Raw genomic sequence first — 20,207 nt, 5'->3', positions numbered from 1 at the left:
GGGAACTTTTATGTCAGAGGGAAAAAAAACCAAACTCATTACCGCTGGCCGCGATAAAAAGTGGACAAATGGTGTTGTAAACCCACCCGTTCAACGCGCTTCAACTGTGGTATTCAATACAGTTGCAGAAAAGAACCAAGCCACCATTAATCGTGCAAACAAAACGTTGTTTTATGGTCGCCGAGGCACCAACACGCACTTTGCTTTCCAAGACGCAATGGTTGAGATTGAAGGTGGAGCTGGTTGCGCGCTTTACCCTTGTGGAACGGCAGCAATTTCAAACGCCATCCTCTCTTTCGTTGAAACTGGCGATCACATTCTAATGGTGGACACTTGTTACGAACCAACTCGTGACTTTTGTAACACCATCATGAAGAAAATGGGCATCGAAACCACCTATTATGACCCAATGATCGGTGAAGGTATCCGAGACTTGATTCAGCCGAATACCAAAGTCCTTTTCTTAGAATCTCCTGGTTCAATAACCATGGAAGTCCAAGATGTACCTACATTAGCGCGCATTGCCCACGAGCAAGATATCATTGTGATGCTTGACAACACATGGGGAGCTGGCGTGAACTTCTCTCCTTTCGAGCATGGCGTAGACATTTCCATTCAAGCGGCGACTAAGTATATCGTTGGACATTCAGATGTCATGCTAGGTACTGCTGTGGCTTCTGAAAAGTATTGGGATCAGCTTCGTGAACAAAGCTACCTGATGGGTCAGTGCGTTTCTCCTGACGACGCATACCTAGGTCTTCGAGGTATTCGCACGTTGGATGTTCGCCTAAGACAGCACGCAGAAAGCAGTTTAAAAGTCGCTCAGTGGCTCGCTTCTCGCCCAGAAGTTGATCATGTCCGCCATCCAGCTTTAGAAACAAGCCCTGGCCATGAGTTTTTCAAACGAGACTTCACAGGTGGAAACGGCTTGTTTTCATTTGTTCTCAAAACGTCTTATCCAAAAGCGACGACGGCTCTGCTTGATGGTATGAAACACTTCAGTATGGGTTACTCTTGGGGCGGTTATGAAAGCCTCATTCTAGCTAACGAACCTAAGAGCTTTAACAGCCTGAGAACCGTAGCTCACCCACACTTTGAAGGTACTTTGGTTCGTATTCATATTGGCTTAGAAGACGTAAATGACTTGATCGCTGATTTAGAGGCTGGTTTTGCGCGTTATAACGCCTTAATGCTTGAAAAAGAAGTCTCCCTATAACAATGATTGAATCGCCCTGCATTGCGGGGCGTTTTTATAAACCCCTGACTTAATTAGAATTAACTAACATTCACTCGAACCATTAATTGATGTTAATCATTTGTGTTGTTTTTCAATTGAGCAGTCACAGAATGAAATAATGTGCCATAAATAGGCTTTTCAAATTTAGAGTTTCTCTCCTACTTTTTATCATTCATAAGAGGTCATACCACAAGGAGATAGTTTTGAAACTCAAATTTATAGCGCTAATGCTTTTTACCTTAGTTACCGTCCCAATAACCTCCGTATACGCTGCAACAGGTTATACCCAAACCAAGTATCCGATTGTTCTGGTTCACGGTTTGTTTGGTTTTGATACCCTGGCAGGCGTTGATTACTTTTTCGGAATACCACATTCCTTAACAAAAGATGGCGCTACGGTTTATGTTGCACAGGTATCCGCGACCAATAGCAGCGAAGTTCGAGGGGAGCAACTGCTTGCTCAAGTAGAAACCTTACTTGCAGCAATAGGCGCAGAGAAAGTCAATCTCATTGGTCACAGTCATGGTGGTCCAACAACGCGCTATGTTGCCTCTGTCCGTCCTGACCTAGTCGCATCAGTTACGAGTATAGGAGGCGTTAATAAAGGGTCTAAAGTGGCAGATTTAGTTCGTGGCACCGTATCTGAGGGTTCGGGTAGTGAGCAGCTCGCGGTAAAACTGGCGCAAGGCTTAACTACTCTTATTAATCTTCTATCAGGTGGTTCTGATCTCGACCAAGACCCTTTAGCCTCACTAGCAGCATTAACCACGGAAGGATCATTAGCGTTTAACCAACACTACCCGGAGGGAGTCCCTACCAGTGAATGTGGTAATGGTGACTTGCTGGCTTCAAATGGCGTTTATTACTACTCATGGACCGGATCATCCACTTTTACAAACGTTTTCGATCCGACCGATGCTGCCATGATGGTACTTGGCTTAGCCTTTGATGGGCCAAATGATGGCTTAGTTGGTGCGTGCAGCACACATTTGGGCAAAGTCATACGTGATGATTATCAAATGAACCATTTGGATGAAATTAACGGCCTACTCGGTATTCATCATCTTTTTGAAACCGATCCAGTCACGCTTTATCGCCAACATGCAAATCGTCTCAAACTTCAAGGTTTATAAGAGGTCATCACAATGAAGAAAGTCGCTCTCACCACTTTTATCCTGCTCTCGATATTTGGCGTGGGAGCGCTTTCTCTGTTGCAAAGCGACAAACAACAAGAGATAACCTCTAACCATTCGCAATCTCAGCAAGATATAGCCGCCGATGTCTCTTCCCCAAAAGACTTCTTCGAATATTCTCTTAGCCGGCTGGGCGAAGAAGATCTCGATACGATCAAAGCGGAAGTTAATGATGACACTTTAGCAAAGCAAACTCTGAATATTGATGCCAAACTTTTTCAAACCTACCTTTCCTACAAGCAAGCACTCTCTGCATTAGAGCCTTTTGAGCACAACCACCTAACGCTTGAACAGTTAACCATGCTGAATGAAGCAATACTGAACTTACAGCTTCAATACTTTAACGAGGTGCAGATAACCCAATTGTTTGACGAAGAAAACCGACTTCGCCAACTTGCTTTAGAAAAGCTGACGATTAAAACACAGGCATCGGATAGCGAGAGTCAAGAACACCTTCTCAATCAAGCGTTATCAGAACAACCGGATTACATACGAGAAAGTGAACGCAATAACGCATTAGCAAAGCAGCTCGAGCAAGCTTCTCAGCTTGATTCACAAGACAAGTACATCGCCCGTGTTGCTCTGGTAGGAGATGCCGGAGCGCAGAGGCTCCAAAAGCTTGATGAGCAAAGAGCATCATTTGAGACTCAACTCGCCACTTACTTAAAGCAGCGTCAAAATATTCTGAATAGAGATTTTCTAGGGCAAGACGAAAAACAGGCAGAAATCATTGCTTTAAGAAAACAAAGCTTCGATACCACTCAATGGCGTCGAATCGAAGCTTTGGAACGTATTCATGATAGCCAGAACTAACAACATTAGCTTAATCGCCAAACGTTACTTATTCTGCTTTTTAGGACATCCAACGATATGGTCATCCACCATGCCGACGGCTTGCATGAAAGCATAACAGATGGTTTCACCGACAAACTTGAAGCCTTTCTTTTTTAGGAATTTACTCATGGCTTTGGATTGCTCTGTCGAAGCTGGTACGTCACTCATATGTTGCCATTGATTGACGATTGGTTCACCGTCCACGAACTGCCACAACGCGTCTGATAAACTCCCGTATTCAGCAATTAACGCTTTAGCCGCTTTGGCATTACTAAATACCGAGTTAATCTTTCCGCGATGTCTCACAACATCGAAGTTTTCCACGATGTATTCAGCGCGTTCTTCATTTCTTTGTTCCAACGCATCTAGGTCGTAGTTCTCGAACGCTTCTCTGTAACCTTCGCGTTTTTTAAGGATGGTGATCCAGCTAAGCCCAGCTTGCGCACCTTCCAAAGTAATAAATTCAAACAGGACTTGGTCGTCATATACTGGCACGCCCCATTCGGAATCATGATATTCGCGTTCTAATGGGTGATTCATCGCCCACGCACACGTTTTTTGTTCTGTCATTATTCTTCCTTAAAAAGCGCCTCTAACTGATGAGCTAGAGGCGCGATATTTTTCATCGTTATATCAGTAGCACTAAGCCTGTTTCGGTACTGCCACTTTATGGAACAAACGATACAACACTGGCACGACAATCAGTGTCAGGACTGTCGCAAAACCCAAACCAAACATAATCGTAACCGCCATTGGTTTGAAGAAAATATCTGGCAACAGTGGGATCATACCAAGGATCGTCGTGATAGCAGCCATACAAACGGGACGGACGCGACTTACCGCAGCATCAACGACCGCGTCATAAGCCTCTTTACCGGACTTCATTTCAATTTCAATTTGGTCCAGTAATACGATGCCATTTTTGAGCACCATTCCCGATAAGCTTAAGAAGCCGAGCAATGCCATAAAACCAAACGGCGTGTTGAGCGCCAACAAACCGGTGGTGACACCAATTAACGCCAGTGGCACGGTAAGCCAAACAATGAGTGGCTCTTTGATAGAGTTAAATAGGAATACAGTGATCAAGAACATGAACAAGTACCCCATTGGCATGGTAGTAAACAGCGACTCTTGAGCATCACCAGAAGATTCGTATTCACCACCCCACTCTAGTGAATAGCCAGGAGGCATTTGAATCGCTTCGATTTGGGGCTGTAAACGTTTTTGCAACGTCGATGCGGTTTCTTCACCTAGAATATCAGGGTCTGCCATCACAGTGAGCATACGCTTACGGTTCTTACGCACAATAATAGGATCCTCCCAACGCATGTCGTAACCCATTGTGACTTGTTGAAGTGGAATAAACTCACTCTGTGCTGGACTCCATATTTTCATGCCTTCGATGTTACGAATATCAATACGTTCATCTTCAGGTAAGCGAGCCACGATAGGCATGAGCGTCGTGCCGTCTCGGTAAAGGCCTATCGTCATTCCAGAGAATGACATAGACAAGAAGTCATCGACATCTGATTTTGTAATGCCATAGCGACGTGCCTGACTCTCGTTAAACTGCGGTTCAAGAACTTGGGTTCGTTCACGCCAATCATGCCTGATATTTGTTGCCTGAGGATCGGCATACATGATGTCCTTGACCTGAGCGGCTATCGTACGAAGGACGGTTGGATCTGAACCAATAATGCGCGCTTCAATTTTTGCACCACCACCAGGGCCTAATTCAATCTGTTTGAGCTTGTAATTGATTTCTGGGTAGTTGGCTTTTAAATACTCTCGAAACTTCGCCATTAATGGTTTTAACGCTTCGTAGTTTTCCATACGAGTGGTTATCTCACCATAAGCCGCATAACTTTTCTCTGGCGCGTACGTTAACATGAAGCGCTGTAAGCCTTTACCCGCGGTCGTCGTGATATGGTCAACATGCTCTTGCTTAGCTAACCAACTTTCTAACTCTTTAAGCGTTGTGTTAGTTGCTCGAATATCAGTTCCTTCTGGCATCCATACATCTAACTGAAAAATCGGCGTTGTCGAAGATGGGAAAAACGCTTGCTTCACAAAGGTGAACCCGTAAACACTTGCCGCTAATCCCGCAATCAGCACCACAACGGTAAACCAAGCACGACGCATACAAAACTGAAGAAACTTTTTATAAATAACGAAAATAACCCCGTTATATGGATCATTTTCTTCCCCTTCACCTTGTTTAATCTTCTGGCCTTTAAAGAAGATGTCAGCAAAGAATGGTGTCAACGAGATAGCGGTAAACCAGCTCAACATTAAAGAGATCAGCAGAACCGTAAATAAAGTGCCACAGTATTCGCCCGTCGAGTCTTCAGACAGTCCAATTGGCGCAAATGCAGTTACCGCAATCACAGTTGCCCCAAGTAATGGCCACTTTGTTTGGGTAACAATGTCGGTCGCTGCTTGGAGTCGAGTTCGCCCTTTTTGAGTACCAATCAAAATCCCCTCAACCACAACGATGGCATTGTCCACCAGCATACCCAATGCGATAACCAAGGCACCTAATGAAATCCGCTGTAAATCTATCGCGAGATACTTCATGAAAATGAACGTACCCAGCACCGTCAGCAGCAAGATTAAACCGATAAGTAGCCCAGAACGTAGCCCCATAAAGAACAGAAGTACGATAATGACGATACCGACAGCTTGAGCCAAGCTGACAACAAAACCGCTAACCGATTTATCCACCTCTTTAGGCTGACTGTAAATTTCCGAGATTTCGATACCAACAGGTTGTTGGTACTTTAGCTCTGCAAGGCGATGATCAAACGCTTTTCCGACTTCAACGACGTTGACGCCTTCAGCAAAAGAAACGCCGACGTTTAGTGCAAGACTTCCGTTAAAATTAATAATATTATTCGGGACTTCTACGTAACCACGTTTTATTTCCGCCACATCTTTCAAGAAGATGAGCCCCTGAGCACCCGACTCAGTAATCAACAAATCGCCTAGCTCATCCACACTCTGGAACTCGCCAGTCGGCTGAATTCTGATGTACTCATCACCAATTCTGATCGCTCCTGCGTCAGAAACTACGTTTTGCGTCGAAAGAAGATTAAACACGGTATCCGGAGCAAGACCTATACTGCTCAATTTTTTCATCGATACTTCGATGAACACTTGCTCTTGCTGTTGCCCAGATACCGAAACTTTACTCACGCCATCAACCAGTTCGAGCTCTCGGCGTAAGTAATCGACGTAATCCAGTAGCTCTTTATAGCTATAACCGTCGCCAGTCACCGCTAACAAAATCCCGTAAACATCACCAAAATCATCGATCACTTGAGGTTCATTCACACCTGGAGGCAACGTCCCTTTAAGGTCGTTCACTTTACGGCGCAACTCATCCCAAATTTGTGGTAGATCATCAGGGCCATAATTGTTCTTCATCGTGACCGTGATTTGAGATAAGCCTCGGCTAGAAATCGAATTTACTTCATCAACATAAGTAAGCTGCTGAATCGCTTTTTCGATTTGATACGTCACTTCTTCTTCGACTTGTTGCGGTGTCGCACCAGGGTAAGAGGTCACTACCATCGCATCTTTAATAGTAAAAGCAGGGTCCTCAAGACGCCCTAAACCAAAGAATGCGGCGATACCACCAATCAAAAATATCAGTGCGACCATCCAACTGATGACGCGATTTCGGATGAAGTACGCAGCAATACCGGTCACATCATCATCACTTTGAGGCGCTGATTTATTAAGATCGCTCATAGACCGGCCTCCTGCGTAGCCATTTCCTGTATCACTTCCACTTTCATGCCATCCCTTAATCGAGAAACACCGGCAATCACAACTTTGTCTTTGAGCATGAGACCATCAAGGATTTGAATGGACGTTTTAGATGCCTTACCTGCTCGCACCTGTTTGCGCGATACTGTATTGTTCTCATTTAACACCCAAACAAATTTATTTTCGCGTCCTAGCTCGTCACCGTCCGCATTAAAAATGGCTTCGATAGGGACATTAATTCCTAGGTTGAGATCAAGCCCAACATTCTCGTCTTTAGACGTTACCTCAACAGCCATACCATCTAGGATGTACTCTTCTTCCGGCATAGGAAGCGACAGTGTGACAGTAAACGTACCTGTTGTTGGATCGGGTTCGGTCGTAAATTCTTTTACCGTCGCGTTATATTCGTTACCGCTGGGCACGCGCACCAATGCTTTGATCGCTGTGAGTCTTTCTTCCGTTGGCGGTTGGTTCACATAGAGGCGGTCTGGAAGCTGAATCAACACTTCGACTCGCTCCAAGCTGTGAATATTAACGATATGCTGTCCGACTTGAACATTTTCGAATTGGTCGATATTAACTCGCGAAATAATCCCATCCACGGGCGCTTTTAAGGCAGTAAATGATAGACGAAGTTTGGCTAACTGAAGCTCTGCTAAGGCGATTTGTCGTTGTGCTGCAATTTCATCAAACTGAGACTTAGCTAATAGGCCTTTATCAACCAAAGGGCGTGAGCGGCGATACTGACTGTCGACAACAGAAAAACGCGCACTCGCATTATCTACATCCAATTCATAGTCCGTGGGATCTAGCGTTGCAATAACATCACCCTTCGTGACTTTGTCGCCCTCTTTTACCATGATGCGGCTGACTTCTCCTGCCACTCTGAAGCTCAAATGAGAGCGATCCGCTGCATTCGCAACCGCAGGGAAGTACAAGTTGTCGTCCACCTTGTTTCCCCGCTAATGACGTAACCCTAACTCGTGGCGTTTCGAGCTCTTTTTCTGGCGCCTTATCCCCACAGCCAACGAGAAAAAGCGTTGAAAGTAAAGTCGCTAGAGAGATGATTCCTTTCATATTACAACCCTCTTTCCTTAATCCACGCTCTTACCTTAATTCCGGGTTCAATTACACTGACACCCGAGATAATGATTTGGTCGCCATCGTTAAGCCCAGCTAACACTTGATTTTTGTCATTCATCTCAATTGCGGCTTTGGACACAATGCCTTGCTCATCGACACGCAAAACGTATGTTTTGCCGTTCTCTTCTAGCAACGCGGAGTTAGGAATCTTTGTCGCTCCTGCACTTTTGGACAGGAGGTAAGCATTGCCAGACATTCCCGGCAAAAGGCCTATTTCTGCTGGCCGCTCCATAACCATCGTGACTTTGTAACTGCCCGTTTTAGGGTCGGCTTCTGTATCGATTTCCTGAAAGGTTAAGTCAAAGGCTCGCTCGGGGAACGCATCAAATATCATTCTGGCAGAGACATCGCTCCCCTGGGTGTAACGATTTAGAAGATAGTCTGGGATTTGGAATATCACTTTGAGGAGTTGGTTGGACTGAATATTCATCACCCCTTCTTTCGCGGCAACATATTCATGGTTTTCTGCTGGAATGTACGAAATAGTGCCATCATATGGCGCGACAAGTTTGGTATATCTTAAGTTTGCCTTTGCTTGATTCCATTGAGCTTTTGCCGAGTTATGGTTCGCTTTTGCCTCATCAAAATCTTGCTCAGATACTACTTGGTCTTTACGTAGCTTTTGGTATCGCTTGTATTGCACATCTGCGAGCAAAAAATTTGCCCGAGCTTGCTGTTCGAGCAGAGAATATTCATCTGGGTTTAATGATGCCAAAACATCACCTTTACTGACGACTTGACCTTCATTCACTTCTATCGTTTGAAGAAGCCCTGGAACTCGAAATGTCAGTACTGCTCTATCGCCAGCTTCCGTCGTGGCAGGAAAATGTCGCTCAAACTGGGCATTGCCAACAGATACTGTAAATAGCTTCGCAGGGCGCGATTCAGGTTCAGGAACAGGAGGAAGTTCTTTACCGCACCCCGACAAGACAGCCGAGATGGCAATAGGAATGAGCAATTTTCTCATTACATTCATCCATAAAAATTGGGGGATTATTTTTAAAGTAGATGAATTTTGAACGAACTTCCAGAGCAGAAAAGATTAATAGTGCTTTAAAATTAGTAATTTGTGATAAAAAAGCAGGCTTTATGCCTGCTTCAGTTAAATCTTCTTTGGATACAAAATGCCTAGAGCTTACTGAATTCTCTGTTCACCCTATATGTATCAGACGTAACATACGCTTCCATGTTACGAATTTTGCCATCAAGACGGTCAAAATCCCTTTCCAACACACTGAGCAGTTGATCAGGGCTTTGCCCTTTCTGCCAAGGCTTACTTTTGAGCGTATGCTCTTGCTGCGCTCTGATATTTTCAGAATACGTTACTGGTTGCTTTTCTAACATAAACGCCATCGCGATGTACGCTAACAATACCAAAAACGTACCACCTAACAGCGCTGCAGAAATCACTACAATACGAATCAACCAAACTTCTGCACCAAAGTAGTTGGCAATTCCGGCGCAAACACCGGAGATTTTGCCATTTACTGGATCACGATACAGTTCTCGATTATTCATACTTGCGTCTCCATGTTGGTGACTCAGCATCCAAGATGCGCTCCAATGTATCAACTCGGGACTGCATCGCTTCCGCTTTTTCAGATAGTACCTGAAGGCGCTCTAAATCTTGGCTCGACAGTGCACTATCTGTTTTGCGTTTGCTGCGATAGTGTAAGAAGAGCCATAGTGGAGCGACAAAGATTAAAAAGACAATCACTGGTCCTGCTATAAAAAATGCCGACATAAATGGCTCCTTTCTTATTTATCTTTCGATGACATCTGTTCTTTCAGTTTTGCCAACTCTTTTTCAATTTCGTCTTGTGCCTGCAACTCTGCAAACTCTTGTTCTAGCGATTTAGCATTACCAGTTTGAGCATATAGGTCTGCTTCCGCTTCCATTTCATCCACTTTACGTGAGTACTGCTCAAATTTCGCCATCGCTTCATTAGTACGGCTAGTGTGCAGGTGTTTTTGCACATCACGACGGTTAGATGCAGTTTGGTTACGAATTGCTAGTGCTTGCTGTTTTGCGCGCGTTTCAGCAATTTTGCTTTCCAACTTACCAATCTCGCCAGTAAGCTTATCGATCGTTTCTTCCACTAAGGTTTGCTCAGTGTGGAGGCCTTTAATTACTTGCTCTAGCTTTTGCTTTTCAATTAATGCTGCACGAGCTAGATCTTCGCGCTCTTTAACTAATGCTAAGCTCGCTTTTTGACCCCATTCGCCAATTTGCTCTTCTAACGTTTCAACCTTACGAGCCAACTCTTTCTTGTCTGCAATCGCTTTAGCCGAGTTAGTACGCACTTCAACAAGTGTGTCTTCCATTTCTTGAATGATAAGACGGATCATTTTTTCAGGATCTTCCGCCTTGTCCAGTAATGCACTGATGTTTGAGTTAACGATATCTGCAAATCGAGAAAAAATACCCATAACGGAACTCCTCTTTTTTCCTATTAAAACTCGACAAGGTGGTGATTAACCTTGTGTCTCCCTGAATATATAACAAGTAACGTGCCAACTTATAATTTTCTTTTAAATCAGAGCGTTATTCATTTTGTTGTCGTTACACACTATTGTGCTATGATGTTTTTCACCAACTGTTGGTGAAATTTACCAACTCTATCTCTAAATCATGGCTCGGCTGTTAAATAAGAAGGACTTTATGAAGCAAAACCTGATTGGTGAATCACCTGCTTTTCTCGCTGTACTAGATAAAGTATCACAACTTGCACCCATTGAGCGCCCTGTCCTCATCATTGGTGAACGAGGTACGGGTAAAGAACTCATCGCTCAGCGTTTGCATTATTTATCAAGACGTTGGGATAAACCACTACTATCACTCAACTGTGCGACATTAAGCGAAGGGCTAATAGATTCCGAATTGTTTGGACATGAATCCGGCTCCTTCACGGGCTCTAAAGGTAAGCATAAAGGGCGTTTCGAGCGTGCCGAGGGCGGTACTTTGTTTCTTGACGAACTGGCAACCGCACCACTTTTGGTTCAAGAAAAGCTATTACGTGTCATTGAATATGGTGAATATGAGCGAGTTGGCGGTCATACCGCTCTCAATGCGGATGTTCGACTTGTTTGTGCAACCAATGCCGACCTACCAAAATTGGCAGAGCAAGGTGATTTTCGTGCGGATCTGCTCGACAGGCTAGCCTTCGATGTCATTATGTTACCGCCTCTTCGCGAGCGCAAAGAAGACATTCTCTCTTTAGCAGAGCACTACGCGATGAAAATGTGTCGTGAACTGCAACTGGAATACTTTGTCGGTTTTACCCCAAAAGCGCAGCAGTCGCTTATTGAATATGAATGGCCCGGTAACGTCCGCGAACTAAAAAACGTGATTGAACGTGCGATTTACCAACATGGTCTGAATGCTCACCCAATTGATGAACTGGTTTTCAATCCTTTTGAAACGGTTTGGCACAGCGCGCTTGGCCATAGTGCAAAACAAGCAGAACAACAAGAAGAGGAAGCATCAAGCAACACCATCCAATTCCCTCTAGACTATAAACAATGGCAAGAGGAACAAGATATCCATTTACTCAATCGTGCATTGGAAGAAGCCAAGTTTAATCAACGACAAGCAGCCGAGCTACTTGGCTTGAGCTATCACCAATTACGAGGGATGGTTAGAAAATATGGTTTGGTCGGACAAAGCTAACTTGACCGAGAGTACTCAATCAATACACGAGCTCGTGACTGCGCTCTAATTCGCATGCATTTATGGCATAACACCTTACAGTGTATGGATTTTATGTTTGGAGCGAGTTCACAAAGGTGATAAATTAGCGAGATCATTTTCGCTTGTTAGCTTTGAAAGAGTAAGATCAAACGAAACGAGCAAGATCCAATGAACATTTCATATTATGAATGCTTTTATAAGATTATCGCTGAGCCTTATTGGGATTAGCCTACTGACCGCTTGTGGCGATGAAATTGACCACAATGATATTCGCAAAGCTGGCTTTGTGTTTTGCGGACAAGGTAAGCCGACCACGTTTAACCCTCAGCTTATTGATAGCGGTATTACCGCAGAGGCTCTGAGCCCGCAGCTGTACGATACGCTGCTCACGCTCGATCCTAAATCACATCAGCCCGTGGCAAGCATCGCCGAGAGTTGGTCAGTAAATGAATCAGGGACGGAATACACGTTTAAGCTTAAACGTGGTGTTAAATTCCAAACCACGCCTTGGTTCACACCCACTCGCCCATTGAATGCAAAAGATGTGGTATTTAGCTTCAAGCGAATCATCGATGTAGACCATCCTTTTCACCAAGTAGGTGGTGGTTTTTATCCATGGTTTGCAGGGTTAGATTTTCAAAACCTACTCCAAGACGTGGTTGCAATAGATGAGCATACGGTAAGGTTTACGTTATCTCAGCCAAACTTTTCTTTCTTGGCCAATATTGCCACCAGCCATGCGGTTATCTTGTCTGCGGAGTATGGACAGCAATTGGCAGCAAAAGATCATAAAGAAGAAATCGACCAACTTCCTATCGGTACCGGCCCTTATCAATTAAAAGAGTACCAAGTGAACGATTTGATTCGATTAGAGCGTCATTCTAATTACTGGAAGTCACCAGCAAAAATGGAACAAGTGGTGTTCGATATCTCTCACAGAGGCACGGGTACATTAGCTAAACTTTTAAGAAACGAGTGTGACGTACTCTCTTCACCTATTTCGAGCCAAATACCTGTCATTCAAGAAAATGACAACCTTGAGCTGACGGCTACACCAGCTAACAACGTTTCCTTTATTGCGATAAACACAGAAACCACCGCGCTGAGTGATGCTCGAGTTCGCCAAGCACTTAACTTAGCGATCAACCGTCAAAATATTTTAGATTCGGTTTACTACGGAACTGGCTCCCAAGCTTATACCTTGCTACCACCAAATTCATGGGCTTATCAAAAAGACAGCGTAAAAATTCGTTATGACCGGAATTATGCATTGGCACTACTTCGAGATGCAGGCTACGAAGACGGCCTAGAATTGACCATGTGGGTACCACTTGAACCACGTGCTTTTAACCCAAGCCCTCGTAAGACTGCGGAGTTAATCCAAGCGAATTTTGCCGATATTGGGGTTAAATTAACGCTACTGACCGATGATAGGTTTGAACGTGTGGATTTGGAGAACATCAACGATATCGATTTACTTTTAACTGGTTGGATTGGTGATACCGGGGATCCTGACAACTTTTTCCGCCCTTTATTATCTTGCGAGTCTGACCGCGTTGGCCTTAACGTGTCCATGTGGTGTAACGATGACTTCGATTTCTTGCTCGATTTGGCGTTAGAAACTCAAGAACCGCGTTACCGTTTGAACCTATATCGCCAAGCACAGAACATTTTGAATCAAGAGTTCCCGGTTATTCCTCTGGCGCATGGCGTGCAGTTCCGTGTGCACGACAAATCGCTGACAGGCTTCAAATCAAGCCCTTTCAATGCCCAACCGTTTGATAGAGTTGAGAGAATTCACTGATGTTTTGGTATACCGTTCGACGCTTTAACCTATTTATCATCACTTTGATGATCCTTACATTAGTGGGTTTTTCTCTGCTTCGCCTTGACCCTCTCTCGCACTGGGCAAACGTTGATTTTTGGTCTGGTTGGCAAACTTACTTAATCAACCTTTCTCAGCTTGATTTTGGCATAAGTAAAAACGGCAACGCGATTTATGACGAGCTCGCCGTCGTATTCCCTGCCACTTTGGAACTGTGCTTTTTTGCCTTTTTGGTGTCCCTTTTGATCGGTATTCCACTTGGAACCGTGGCTGGGATGAAGCAAGGTAAATGGCTCGACACCAGCATTTCATTCATGTCGATGTCTGGTTATTCCGCCCCAATTTTTTGGGTAGCTCTGCTACTTATCATGGTCTTTTCATTGGAATACCAACTCTTTCCCGTTGCGGGACGGTATGATTTACTTTACGAAATTGATCATGTAACCGGGTTTGCCATTATCGACGCATTCATGGCGAAAGGCGAATACCGCGCTCACGCACTGCAAAGCGTTATTGAGCATATGGTACTGCCATGTTTGGTGCTCGCTTTGGCTCCAACCACCCAGGTTGTCGGACTAATGCGCTCCTCGGTAGCGGAAGTGATGAGCCAAAACTACATCCGTGCAGCGAGAATCAAAGGTCTTTCGAACCGCGAAATCGTAACTCAACATGTATTGCGGAATGCGATACCGCCTATCATTCCCAAAGTTGGTGTTCAACTTTCGAGTATGATTACCTTAGCTATCATCACGGAGTCTATTTTTAACTGGCCAGGTATTGGTCGTTGGCTTTTAGATGCGCTAGCAAGCCAAGACTATGCATCTATCCAAGCTGGCGTGATGGTACTTGCGACTTTGGTTCTTACCGCTAACATACTCTCGGATTTGATTGGCGCGATGATTAACCCTTTAGTTCGAAAGGAATGGTATGCTAACAAATAACGTTTATCAGGAAGAGCGCATTCCAACACAGTTTGAGCGTTTTTGGCGAAGCTACCGCGCCAACGGACTAGCCATGTTTGGCTTGTGGTGCTTGGTGTTTATCGTCCTTATTACCATTTTTGCGCCCCTACTTGCACCATTTGACGCCCAAGCACAGTCAGGTGAGTTGCTTGTGCCGCCATCATGGGCCCCTGCAGGAACGGTTGATTACTTTTTGGGGACCGATGACTTAGGTAGAGATATTCTTTCGCGCCTGATTATGGGCTCTCAGCTAACATTTGGCGCTGCTGTCGCCATCACCGCAATTGCTGCCGTTGTAGGCTGTTTAATTGGCGTATTGGCAGGTATGACGAAAGGCTTACTGTCGAGTACTCTCAACCACTTGCTCGATACCGTCATGTCTATCCCGTCGCTCTTATTAGCAATCATTTTTGTAGCATTTCTCGGCTTTGGTGGGTTCAATATTTTACTCGCAATCTGCTTGGCATTGATTCCGCGTTTTATTCGCTCTGTTTATATCGCAGTCCACACCGAAGTTGAAAAAGACTACATAATGGCGGCACGCCTTGATGGCGCTAATGATTTCTACTTACTGTGGAGTTCAATTCTTCCTAACATTCTGACGGTCATTGCCGCTGAAATAACACTCGCGCTGTCTGCTGCGATTTTAGATATTACGGCACTGGGTTTTCTTGGCCTAGGTGCACAGGCCCCAAGCACCGAGTGGGGAGCAATATTAGGTGACTCTGTCGAGCTTATTTATATTGCACCTTGGACAGTAACCCTACCCGGCCTGACCATCATGTTTACTGTTATTACCCTAAACTTAGTAGGTGAAGGTGTACGTCAAGCGCTTAATGCGGGGATCGAATAATGCCGTTGTTAGATATTCGACATTTGACCATTGAGATCGAAACACCTCAAGGGTTGGTCAAAGCCGTTGACCGAATGAGCCTAACTTTGAACGAAGGCGAAATTCGTGGTCTTGTAGGTGAGTCTGGCTCTGGAAAAAGCTTAGTTGCAAAAGCGATTGTCGGTGTGAGTAAAGATAACTGGCGCATCACCGCTGACCGTATGCGCCTTGGCAATATTGACTTGCTTCAGCTTACGCCAAAAGAGCGTCGGCGCGTCATTGCTCGTGATATTGCGATGATTTTCCAAGAGCCTTCAACTTGTCTTGACCCTTCAGAGGAAGTCGGGCGTCAATTGATTGAATCCATTCCATCTCGCGCATTTGAAGGGAAATGGTGGGAGCGATTTAAATGGCGTAAAAAACAGGCCATCGCGCTTTTGCATAAAGTGGGCATTAAAGATCACAAGCGTTTAATGGGTAGCTACCCTTATGAACTGACTGATGGTGAGTGTCAAAAGGTCATGATTGCCATGGCGATAGCGACCAAACCTAAATTGCTGATCGCAGATGAACCAACCAACGACTTAGACCCGATTACCCAATCGCAAATTTTGCGTCTGTTGAGCCGCATGAACCAACTTAATAACACAACCATTCTGCTTATCGGCCACGACTTAGCGACCATAACACAGTGGGCAGGACGTATTACGGTAATGTATTGTGGTCAGTCGGTGGAGTCTGCCGATACCAGTAAAATCATTGCGGCACCCAAGCACCCGTACACCGATGCCTTGCTTAAAGCGATGCCTGACTTTAATGATTGGGTACCACACAAGCAAAAACTCCAATCCCTACCGGGCTCGATTCCGCCATTGCAGCATCTGCCTATCGGTTGTCGCCTCGGACCACGTTGCCCATATGCGCAGAAACAATGTGTAGAAATTCCACACACCAGACGAATTAAGAATCATAAATTTAACTGCCACTTTCCATTGAACACGGAGAAAAAGTCATGAGTGCGTTACTTGAAGTCGATAATTTATCGAAGCAATTTGTTACGCGCTCCCGTCTGTTCAAACGTCAGGTTAATGAGGCAGTTAAACCGGTAAGCTTTACTTTAGAGCCAGGACAAACTATTGGTTTTATTGGTCAAAACGGGTCAGGAAAATCCACACTAGCTCGTATGCTTGCTGGCGTTGTTGAACCAAGCTCCGGAGAGATCCGTGTAAATGGCGAACGATTGGAGCACAAAGATTACGCGACACGCTGTAAGCTCATTCGCATGATTTTCCAAGATCCAAACACATCGCTCAACCCGCGTATCCAGATTGGCCGTATTTTGGAAGGCCCATTAAAGCGAAACACCAACATGCCGCCAGATGCACGCATGCAGCGTGTAAAGAACACCCTGCTCCGAGTCGGATTGTTGCCTGAACACGCTTATTTTTACCCACAAATGCTAGCGGCAGGTCAAAAACAGCGTGTGTGTTTAGCTCGTGCGCTTATTCTTCAACCTTCCATCATTGTCGCTGATGAGGCGTTAAACGGTTTGGATATGGCAATGCGCTCACAGATCATTAACTTATTCCTCGAGTTGCAAGAAGAGATGGGATTGTCATTTGTGTACGTGTCTCAGCACATTGGCATTGTTAAGCATATTACTGATAAAGTGATGGTGATGCATGAAGGTGAAGTGGTCGAGTTTGGCGAGGCCAACCAAGTACTGACTCATCCCGAGCATCCTATTACTCAACGACTAGTCGAAAGCCACTTTTATAAAGCGCCAAGCCATCAAACAAAATAGCTTATCAAAGATGTGATCGTGCAAATGTAAAGAAGCCTGCTTTAACGCAGGCTTCTTTATTGCATGGGTACTAATCAAAAAACTAACGGCGGCTCGCTTGTTTGCGCAGTTCAAAATCAAACTCGTCAGGAAACAATACGACCCCTTCTTCATTTTGATTTGGGAATACAACAATCGATAGCTCGTCATCCTCTAGACCAGAGGTCCAACGGCTGTGCCACTTGTTTAAAGAGATCGCCTCAGGCTCGCAATCTTCCCAATCACCATTCGCCCATTGCAAAGCAAATTCTTCGTTTGGCCATACTGGTACACAATCATCATCTTCTGTATTTAACATGACACAGCCATGTTCGTCTTTCAGAATCCAAACCTTACGATTCGCCACAATCTCTTTTACGCAGTACTTTAAACGTTGCTCTTCGTTGTAGCGATTAATGGTATCCATCTGCTCTTGGGTCAGTTGCTCAGACATATTCGTCTCCTATTTCCCATAGAAAAATGCCCGCAGCTAGGCGGGCATTTAAAGTATATGCTAGAAAATTAAGCTAGCTCAGTTTGAAGCCAAGGCCAACCTTGCTTCTTACGGCTTAGCGTGTTTTCCATCATTAGCATGCCGTCTTTTTCGTGCTTAACAAGCTTCTCAGCCCACTCACCTTTGTATAGAAGACGAGTTTGAGCAGTCGTGATGTCTGTTAGCATTACAGCAGCGAACGCTAGGTTATCTTTCTCACAACGAGATTCTAGGTCTGCTTCTAGTGCTTCGATCATACCGTCAACTTGCTCAAGAGTTGCAAGTTCAACCTGACCAACCACTACGTCACGACCGTTGAATGGGTAACCTTTAAGGTCTTTCTCAACAAGCTCAGCCGCTGATAGACCTTCGATGTTTGTTTTAGCAATTAGAAGATCTTTAGTGAACGCGTCAACATCTTGTACGTCTGCGATTGCCGCTAGTTCAGCAACGGCATCTTTGTCTTTTTGTGTACAAGTTGGAGAAGCAAAACCTACTGTGTCAGATAGAATTGCTGACATCATTAGCTTAGCAATTTGTGGAGTAATCGCGTGACCTTCAATCTTGAACATGTTGAATAGAACAGTGTTGGTACAACCAACAGGCCAGATCCATGCTTCCATTGGGTTTACTGTCATCACGTCACCGAGACGGTGGTGGTCAACAATACCCGCAATTTCAGCTTCTGCGATATCGTCTGGTGCTTGTGCTAGATCTGAGTAATCTACTAGCCAAACGGTCTCACCCGCAACTGATGTGCGAAGCTCAGGAACTTCAGCGCCAGCAACTTCTAGGATGTGCTGAGTTTCACGGTTGATTTCGCCTTGGCGAATTGGCATAGCTTCAACGCCACGCGCTTTTAGAAGTTCAGTTGCAACGAGTGCACTACAAATACTGTCACTGTCTGGGTTCTTATGACCTACAACTAGAATCATGTTTCTTCCTATTCAAGTCAATTTTATACGCCGCCTAATACAGTTAATTAGGGCGTGTTTGCTCACAAAGGCCGATACTTTACCTGATTTCAGAGAGTTTGACACGAAGAAAAGTTCACAATGCTATTGCGAATAAATCTCATTTACATATAATGATAATTATTCCTATTTGCATTTGAGTAAACGATGAACGCGACCCAATTTTTACACTCTGCACAACAGTTGTTTCAGCCTACTCAGTTTCGTTTAGCTTATAAGCGATTGCTGATCCCTATCGTCATGCTCATTTTGCTAGGCAATGAAAATACACGTGACGTAGCCGTACAGACGCTATCCGACTCATTCTGGGCAGTGTCATGCTATGTTGCTGCCACATTGGCTATTTATCATTATCTTTCAAACTTTATGTCGAAAACCAATCGAATTACCGAGCTATATCATCGCTCGCGTAATCATCAGGTTTTCTTTGCTTCTTTGTTGGGTGCTTTGCCTGGCTGTGGTGGCGCTATTGTTGTGACAACGCAATTTATTAGTGGCCGAGTGGGATTTGGTGCGATTGTCGCGGTACTTACTTCAACAATGGGTGACGCTGCCTTTTTACTTCTTGCCGCCAAGCCAAGTGTTGGATTAGGCGTGGTTGGATTAGGCATTATCGTGGGTACTCTTTCAGGGTTAGTCGTTAATGCTTTTCATGCTGATAACTTTCTGCGACCAGAACCAAAAGAAGCACCTCAGACACATGCTTGTTGCCAACACCAGACAGACCGACACACACCCCTTGAACAACGTGCAATCAATCTACAAGGCGCCTTTTGGAAATGGCTTATTGTGCCTGCTAGTGTCGTTGCTGTGTTAATGTCTTTCCAAATAGATATTAATCAGTTGCTATCTTTGAAAGCCAACACCATTGAATGGCTGGGCGCTATCTTCGCGGTGATCACAATGTCGTTGTGGGCTATGACAAAAGAGCTCGGCGATTATCAGTCAACGGTCTCTGAAGATGAAAAAATTGTGGACTCGCATCCAATTCAAAAAGCGGCTCAAGACACAAACTTCGTCAGTGCTTGGGTGATCGTCGCTTTTCTGGCGTTTGAACTGACGACCTATTTTTCTGGAATCGACCTCGTAGAAACCTTTTCTCATTGGGGGATATGGATGCCATTAGCTGGCTTAGCCATTGGTATGCTACCTGGTTGTGGTCCGCAAATTTTAGTCACTAGCCTGTACATCTCTGGTGCAGCGCCACTTTCGGCGCAATTGGCAAATGCGATTTCCAATGATGGTGACGCCCTATTCCCCGCCATTGCTATGGCACCGAAAGCTGCTTTGGTCGCGACAATTTATTCGTCCATTCCTGCGTTTATTGTTGGATACGGGTATTACTTTTTATTCGAGTTCTAACGCCCAGAGCATCAAAACGAGAAAGGAGCCGCAGTAGGCTCCTTTCTTGATCTCGGTATTGGGCGATT

Annotated in this window: 18 protein-coding genes and 1 pseudogene; 10 read left to right on the top strand and 9 right to left on the bottom strand. The window is 44.8% G+C overall.

Translation table 11 applies throughout. The features are described 5' to 3' along the window. Positions 1 to 10: 10 nt before the first annotated feature. The 3 genes from R7Q39_RS03655 (at position 11) to R7Q39_RS03645 (ending at position 3,243) form a co-directional block, all read left to right on the top strand. Complete coding sequence (locus R7Q39_RS03655) at positions 11 to 1,216, top strand: cystathionine beta-lyase (protein WP_017820862.1); 1,206 nt, start codon at positions 11 to 13, stop codon at positions 1,214 to 1,216. A gap of 248 nt (positions 1,217 to 1,464) precedes the next feature. Further along, the gene (locus R7Q39_RS03650; protein ID WP_054574033.1) at positions 1,465 to 2,370 is read left to right on the top strand and encodes an esterase/lipase family protein; all 906 of its coding nucleotides are present in this window, start codon (positions 1,465 to 1,467) and stop codon (positions 2,368 to 2,370) included. A gap of 12 nt (positions 2,371 to 2,382) precedes the next feature. Continuing rightward, positions 2,383 to 3,243 (top strand): lipase secretion chaperone, encoded by an 861-nt coding sequence (locus tag R7Q39_RS03645; protein WP_054574032.1) that lies wholly within the window; start codon positions 2,383 to 2,385, stop codon positions 3,241 to 3,243. 24 nt (positions 3,244 to 3,267) lie between these two features. Here the strand turns inward: R7Q39_RS03645 and R7Q39_RS03640 are convergent, their stop codons facing one another. The 7 genes and pseudogenes from R7Q39_RS03640 to pspA all read right to left on the bottom strand — a co-directional run bounded on the left by R7Q39_RS03640 (position 3,268) and on the right by pspA (position 10,608). Next, positions 3,268 to 3,834 (bottom strand): DNA-3-methyladenine glycosylase I, encoded by a 567-nt coding sequence (locus R7Q39_RS03640; protein ID WP_005378109.1) that lies wholly within the window; start codon positions 3,832 to 3,834, stop codon positions 3,268 to 3,270. Between the two features lie 72 nt (positions 3,835 to 3,906). Further along, a complete protein-coding gene (vmeI, locus tag R7Q39_RS03635; protein WP_318075785.1) occupies positions 3,907 to 7,017 on the bottom strand; it encodes an efflux RND transporter permease subunit VmeI in 3,111 nt (1,036 codons plus the stop codon). Further along, a pseudogene (locus tag R7Q39_RS03630) lies at positions 7,014 to 8,112 on the bottom strand (efflux RND transporter periplasmic adaptor subunit). Before R7Q39_RS03630 ends, vmeI begins: the two are co-directional and overlap by 4 nt. A 1-nt stretch (position 8,113) precedes the next feature. Next, positions 8,114 to 9,145 (bottom strand): efflux RND transporter periplasmic adaptor subunit, encoded by a 1,032-nt coding sequence (locus R7Q39_RS03625; protein WP_318075784.1) that lies wholly within the window; start codon positions 9,143 to 9,145, stop codon positions 8,114 to 8,116. Between the two features lie 161 nt (positions 9,146 to 9,306). Then, the gene (gene pspC / locus R7Q39_RS03620; protein WP_025766867.1) at positions 9,307 to 9,696 is read right to left on the bottom strand and encodes an envelope stress response membrane protein PspC; all 390 of its coding nucleotides are present in this window, start codon (positions 9,694 to 9,696) and stop codon (positions 9,307 to 9,309) included. Next, complete coding sequence (gene pspB, locus R7Q39_RS03615; protein WP_005378117.1) at positions 9,689 to 9,922, bottom strand: envelope stress response membrane protein PspB; 234 nt, start codon at positions 9,920 to 9,922, stop codon at positions 9,689 to 9,691. The genes pspC and pspB overlap by 8 nt, the downstream gene beginning before the upstream one ends. Before the next feature lie 14 nt (positions 9,923 to 9,936). Further along, entirely contained in the window at positions 9,937 to 10,608 is a 672-nt protein-coding gene (gene pspA, locus R7Q39_RS03610; RefSeq protein ID WP_005378119.1) for a phage shock protein PspA, read from the bottom strand. Positions 10,609 to 10,840: 232 nt separating this feature from the next. Between pspA and pspF the strand changes: the two genes are divergently transcribed. The 6 genes from pspF (at position 10,841) to R7Q39_RS03580 (ending at position 17,292) form a co-directional block, all read left to right on the top strand. After that, positions 10,841 to 11,848 carry a phage shock protein operon transcriptional activator gene (gene pspF, locus R7Q39_RS03605; protein ID WP_017820869.1) on the top strand — a complete coding sequence of 336 codons (1,008 nt, stop codon included), beginning with the start codon at positions 10,841 to 10,843 and terminating at the stop codon, positions 11,846 to 11,848. A gap of 205 nt (positions 11,849 to 12,053) precedes the next feature. After that, complete coding sequence (gene sapA, locus R7Q39_RS03600) at positions 12,054 to 13,673, top strand: ABC transporter substrate-binding protein SapA (RefSeq protein ID WP_017820870.1); 1,620 nt, start codon at positions 12,054 to 12,056, stop codon at positions 13,671 to 13,673. Next, positions 13,673 to 14,635 carry an ABC transporter permease gene (locus tag R7Q39_RS03595; RefSeq protein ID WP_005378122.1) on the top strand — a complete coding sequence of 321 codons (963 nt, stop codon included), beginning with the start codon at positions 13,673 to 13,675 and terminating at the stop codon, positions 14,633 to 14,635. Before sapA ends, R7Q39_RS03595 begins: the two co-directional genes overlap by 1 nt. Then, a complete protein-coding gene (locus R7Q39_RS03590) occupies positions 14,622 to 15,509 on the top strand; it encodes an ABC transporter permease subunit (protein WP_005378123.1) in 888 nt (295 codons plus the stop codon). Before R7Q39_RS03595 ends, R7Q39_RS03590 begins: the two co-directional genes overlap by 14 nt. Continuing rightward, on the top strand, positions 15,509 to 16,504 hold the full coding sequence (locus tag R7Q39_RS03585; protein ID WP_005378126.1) for an oligopeptide/dipeptide ABC transporter ATP-binding protein: 996 nt from the start codon (positions 15,509 to 15,511) through the stop codon (positions 16,502 to 16,504). The genes R7Q39_RS03590 and R7Q39_RS03585 overlap by 1 nt, the downstream gene beginning before the upstream one ends. After that, the gene (locus R7Q39_RS03580; RefSeq protein WP_318075783.1) at positions 16,501 to 17,292 is read left to right on the top strand and encodes an ATP-binding cassette domain-containing protein; all 792 of its coding nucleotides are present in this window, start codon (positions 16,501 to 16,503) and stop codon (positions 17,290 to 17,292) included. Before R7Q39_RS03585 ends, R7Q39_RS03580 begins: the two co-directional genes overlap by 4 nt. 82 nt (positions 17,293 to 17,374) lie before the next feature. Here the strand turns inward: R7Q39_RS03580 and R7Q39_RS03575 are convergent, their stop codons facing one another. Both R7Q39_RS03575 and R7Q39_RS03570 read right to left on the bottom strand, forming a co-directional pair. Beyond that, a complete protein-coding gene (locus R7Q39_RS03575; RefSeq protein ID WP_005378129.1) occupies positions 17,375 to 17,764 on the bottom strand; it encodes a DUF2750 domain-containing protein in 390 nt (129 codons plus the stop codon). A gap of 68 nt (positions 17,765 to 17,832) precedes the next feature. Beyond that, on the bottom strand, positions 17,833 to 18,738 hold the full coding sequence (locus R7Q39_RS03570; RefSeq protein WP_017634678.1) for a manganese-dependent inorganic pyrophosphatase: 906 nt from the start codon (positions 18,736 to 18,738) through the stop codon (positions 17,833 to 17,835). A gap of 186 nt (positions 18,739 to 18,924) precedes the next feature. On the opposite strand from R7Q39_RS03570, the gene R7Q39_RS03565 reads away from it, so the two are divergent. Beyond that, positions 18,925 to 20,139 carry a putative manganese transporter gene (locus R7Q39_RS03565; protein ID WP_085569590.1) on the top strand — a complete coding sequence of 405 codons (1,215 nt, stop codon included), beginning with the start codon at positions 18,925 to 18,927 and terminating at the stop codon, positions 20,137 to 20,139. Positions 20,140 to 20,207: the final 68 nt, after the last annotated feature.

Source organism: Vibrio sp. 947 (genome assembly GCF_033339115.1).
GTDB lineage: Bacteria > Pseudomonadota > Gammaproteobacteria > Enterobacterales > Vibrionaceae > Vibrio > Vibrio alginolyticus.
Note: the sequence above shows the minus strand (reverse complement) of the source record. Positions and strands in the feature narration are given on the sequence as shown.

Excerpts from the sequence above, each read along its gene's own strand:
- R7Q39_RS03655 (WP_017820862.1), top strand. The coding sequence starts at position 11 with ATGTCAGAGGGAAAAAAAACCAAACTCATTACCGCTGGCCGCGATAAA.
- R7Q39_RS03650 (WP_054574033.1), top strand. The coding sequence starts at position 1,465 with ATGCTTTTTACCTTAGTTACCGTCCCAATAACCTCCGTATACGCTGCA.
- R7Q39_RS03645 (WP_054574032.1), top strand. The coding sequence starts at position 2,383 with ATGAAGAAAGTCGCTCTCACCACTTTTATCCTGCTCTCGATATTTGGC.
- R7Q39_RS03640 (WP_005378109.1), bottom strand. The coding sequence starts at position 3,834 with ATGACAGAACAAAAAACGTGTGCGTGGGCGATGAATCACCCATTAGAA.
- vmeI (WP_318075785.1), bottom strand. The coding sequence starts at position 7,017 with ATGAGCGATCTTAATAAATCAGCGCCTCAAAGTGATGATGATGTGACC.
- R7Q39_RS03625 (WP_318075784.1), bottom strand. The coding sequence starts at position 9,145 with ATGAGAAAATTGCTCATTCCTATTGCCATCTCGGCTGTCTTGTCGGGG.
- pspC (WP_025766867.1), bottom strand. The coding sequence starts at position 9,696 with ATGAATAATCGAGAACTGTATCGTGATCCAGTAAATGGCAAAATCTCC.
- pspB (WP_005378117.1), bottom strand. The coding sequence starts at position 9,922 with ATGTCGGCATTTTTTATAGCAGGACCAGTGATTGTCTTTTTAATCTTT.
- pspA (WP_005378119.1), bottom strand. The coding sequence starts at position 10,608 with ATGGGTATTTTTTCTCGATTTGCAGATATCGTTAACTCAAACATCAGT.
- pspF (WP_017820869.1), top strand. The coding sequence starts at position 10,841 with ATGAAGCAAAACCTGATTGGTGAATCACCTGCTTTTCTCGCTGTACTA.
- sapA (WP_017820870.1), top strand. The coding sequence starts at position 12,054 with ATGAATGCTTTTATAAGATTATCGCTGAGCCTTATTGGGATTAGCCTA.
- R7Q39_RS03595 (WP_005378122.1), top strand. The coding sequence starts at position 13,673 with ATGTTTTGGTATACCGTTCGACGCTTTAACCTATTTATCATCACTTTG.
- R7Q39_RS03590 (WP_005378123.1), top strand. The coding sequence starts at position 14,622 with ATGCTAACAAATAACGTTTATCAGGAAGAGCGCATTCCAACACAGTTT.
- R7Q39_RS03585 (WP_005378126.1), top strand. The coding sequence starts at position 15,509 with ATGCCGTTGTTAGATATTCGACATTTGACCATTGAGATCGAAACACCT.
- R7Q39_RS03580 (WP_318075783.1), top strand. The coding sequence starts at position 16,501 with ATGAGTGCGTTACTTGAAGTCGATAATTTATCGAAGCAATTTGTTACG.
- R7Q39_RS03575 (WP_005378129.1), bottom strand. The coding sequence starts at position 17,764 with ATGTCTGAGCAACTGACCCAAGAGCAGATGGATACCATTAATCGCTAC.
- R7Q39_RS03570 (WP_017634678.1), bottom strand. The coding sequence starts at position 18,738 with ATGATTCTAGTTGTAGGTCATAAGAACCCAGACAGTGACAGTATTTGT.
- R7Q39_RS03565 (WP_085569590.1), top strand. The coding sequence starts at position 18,925 with ATGAACGCGACCCAATTTTTACACTCTGCACAACAGTTGTTTCAGCCT.